Raw genomic sequence first — 3,396 nt, 5'->3', positions numbered from 1 at the left:
ATTAAAAACAATCTATAATAAGAATTTGGTTACCTATGAGTGCTTAAAGGAGGCAATCATGATTTTGAAGCAAAAACTGTTGCGCTCCGTCGCCAACCGGAAAGGTATTGTTGTACTGCGTTCGGAGCTGGAACACCTGGGTAGCAAATCGCAAGTTAGCAAAGCATTGTCTGAACTCGTTAAAGAGGGCGTATTAATTCGGGTTAGCCTTGGCGTGTATGCAAAAACTCGATTTAACCGATTTGCGGGGAAAAGGACGGTGGCCGCACCATTTGAAACTGTTGTGGAAGAAACGTTCAAAAAACTCAACGTGAAAGTCACTCAGGGCAAGGCCTTAGAGGATTATAACGCGGGAAGAACGACACAGATCCCAATGCAGCTTCAAGTCAGAACTCCAGGAAGGAAAATATCCAGAAACATCACTGTTTCGGGTAAAAATGTAAAATATGAAAAAACTTACGGATGAGCAAATTGCTGATATTCAGGATGCGGAAGCTGCGGGCCTGCTAAATGGCCTGCCAGCATTCGTCGCTGAAAAAGATGTGCATGTAACAGATGCATTACGTATATTAGCTAACTTGAATGTAGTGCATGAGGCACAGTTAAAAGGATTTGACCCTAGAAGTAAAAAAGTACCTGTTGAGCCAGTAAATATAGAGCTTCCTGTCCGATTAGTGTTTGCTGGCGGTACTTGCTTATCGAAAGCTTATAATTTGATTAGTCGGATGTCAGAAGATATTGATATAAAAGTCATTCTTCCAGAGGTTCCGAACACCTATAAATTAAAAAATGAATGCTCATCTGATAAAGCAAGACTGAAAGATATTCATCAAAAACTGACAACAAAGCTAGCAGAACTAGGTTTCTACCTTACTGATAAAGAAGGTGAAAACCCTGAAATCAATGATAAACACCGTCATTATAATGTCGATTTAAGCTATCAAGGGAATTTCAGTAGCGGTGTTTCTAACCCTCTGCGTAGCTGTATAAAAGTAGAATTAATAAATCGCCCCATCAATTTACCTACTGAGAAGTTAAAGATTAATTATCTTTATCAACAATTAGTAAATGGTAAAAGCTACCCTGATTTTGATATCGAATGTATCAACATATCCGAGACTCTGGCCGAAAAGGTCTTATCTCTTCTAAGACGATTTGCAATGTATTGTGCTGGCGTGAAGCAAGCCGAATTTGATGAGGCGCTAGTACGGCATATTTATGATGTATGGCGCATATACACAATAAAACCCAAAGCGATTAATGCTGCTGCTAGTATGTTCGGGCACTCAGTAAAAACTGATATGGAAGAATATTCACAGCAATTTCAGGCATTCGTTGATGACCCGTATAGTGTCCTGAGTAAAAGTCTTGATGTCATAAAAAATACTAAAGATGGGGAGGGTAAATGGTTGAACCATTTATACATAACGAGGCTTAGCCCACTGGTTTATTCGCAGGAACCACACTCCTATGAAGAGGCGTTGGCAAGTTTTGTCGAGGTAGCTAACCACTTACTCCGGGCCCTAGCTAAAAAGTGAATATATAGATGTTCACTAGGCGGCTATCAGACGAATTAATTGGAAATACACTCAGAAAAACATTCATCAGCCATATGGTTATGGTATCAACATAAAGTAATCGCGTGTCGAAAAATACCTTAAAAATGTACCTGAAAGTTATCCTCTTACGGGCCACCAGCAGCAGCGGCCCGTTTCAATTCAGCGCCCTAGCCATCAAGCAAAAGTATTTGGGGGCATAATTGGGGGCACATCTCAGGCGCGGGATTTTAAAATGTAGTAAATACAAAAGATTATCTTGTAATACCGACTCCTGTGATTCGATACGGATGATTTTGTATGATTCTAAACCAATAAAATACCAAGTTATTTTCAGTAGTACTGATAATAAAAACATGTTCTTAAAAACAGTATTGACATCTGGTACAGAACACGTAGATTGGAATTCAACACCGGTGCAATTAGTAACGAACTCTTTATTTAGCCGGTGTCTATGTAGTTGATTTAAAATAATGCGATAAAGGTCACGAAATATTTTTTTATGTGAGATTTGCGATGGGTTTTTAATAATGGACCCGTGCGATGATGATTTCAGGCCACGTAATAAATCTTTACGATCGCATATGTGGACCAAAACGCGATGAGTTAAGGCTTTGTTGTTAATAGTAATGTTCGCGATTTGTGTACGTAAGTATGAAGTCGAGGATATCGCGAAGAAAGTAAAGCCATGTAGCAAGAGTATATATCGCGAGGGTGATGTACTAATTTAGTCAGTGTTATCATAAGCATGGCTAAATGTAACGAACGGGAAATGTTATCATTCAGTTAATATATTGGAGGATAGAGTTAGTTGTAAGCACCAAATATTCCTGTAGAAATAGGTACATCTTTGTAAATAGTACTAAGATAAGTGTCACGTTATTAAGTTGATTAATGTTTAATTTTAAATCTGTAGTACCTTAAAAGCCCTGACTACTGTAGTCGGGGCTTTTATCATTGTGGCTTTATGAGGTTTTGTATTACTGCGTTTTATCGGGGCGATCCAATGCTGTTATCCCGATAAGAACAAAATAACCGCCATGAGGGCGCCCCAATCCCATCAATGACTGAAGCTTTTAACCCGCGCCAGCACATGCTCCCCTACCGGCATAGTAAGTGACGTACATCCTATATAATCGCCAACTAACCCCAGAAAAGACGTAAATGTCTTAAATGCATTGATGGCTTCGTTTAATATTGTTTTCTTTCATTTTATCCGATGGGGCCACTGATGATTGCAGTTATCTTTGAAGTTGAACCGGCAGAGGGTGAGTACCACGCATATCTGGATTATGCCGTGGCACTGAAACCTTTATTGGAACAAATGGACGGTTTTATTTCAGTAGAACGTTTTCAGAGTTTAAGTAACCCGCAGAAGTTGTTATCGCTATCATTTTGGCGCGATGAGGCGGCCGTTAAGCAGTGGCGGAATATTGAACAGCATCGTGGCGCACAAGCCGCGGGGCGTGCGAGTGTGTTCGCCGGTTACCGCCTGCGGGTAGCGGCGGTGGTACGGGACTACGGCTTAACTGAGCGAGGGCAAGCGCCTGTTGATAGCCAGGTTCATCATAAACAATGAGTTATAGGTAACGACGGATACATTTTGTGTTTGGTAGCCCCCTAATGGTCAACCGCGGAACCGTATACTGTAGTTGAGACGATATCGCCGATTTAGTGTGTCACAATGTAAAATTCATGTGACGTATATGTGACTTCGTGCGCAAAAACACACCAATTTTATGCTGATTTCATCAGTAAAACCACGTTGAAAATCCTTCTACTCTGCCTTAACGCAGAACGAAATTAATTGTAACTAATTAATTTAAAACACTATTCATAA

At 40.3% G+C, this 3,396-nt stretch carries 3 protein-coding genes; all 3 read left to right on the top strand.

The features are described from left to right. Nucleotides 1-466, top strand: a 466-nt coding sequence (locus V2A85_RS22730) for a DUF6088 family protein (RefSeq protein ID WP_420072438.1), incomplete at its 5' end; no start/stop codon positions are given. Then, a complete protein-coding gene (locus tag V2A85_RS22725) occupies nt 447-1,538 on the top strand; it encodes a nucleotidyl transferase AbiEii/AbiGii toxin family protein (protein ID WP_420072437.1) in 1,092 nt (363 codons plus the stop codon). The genes V2A85_RS22730 and V2A85_RS22725, both read left to right, overlap by 20 nt. A gap of 1,249 nt (nt 1,539-2,787) precedes the next feature. Beyond that, nucleotides 2,788-3,135: an antibiotic biosynthesis monooxygenase family protein gene (locus V2A85_RS22720; protein ID WP_420072436.1), complete on the top strand. Its 348-nt coding sequence runs from the start codon at nt 2,788-2,790 to the stop codon at nt 3,133-3,135. Nucleotides 3,136-3,396: the final 261 nt, after the last annotated feature.

It is taken from the genome of Yersinia sp. 1252 StPb PI (genome assembly GCF_048593885.1).
Lineage (GTDB): Bacteria > Pseudomonadota > Gammaproteobacteria > Enterobacterales > Enterobacteriaceae > Yersinia > Yersinia enterocolitica_E.
Note: the sequence above shows the minus strand (reverse complement) of the source record. Positions and strands in the feature narration are given on the sequence as shown.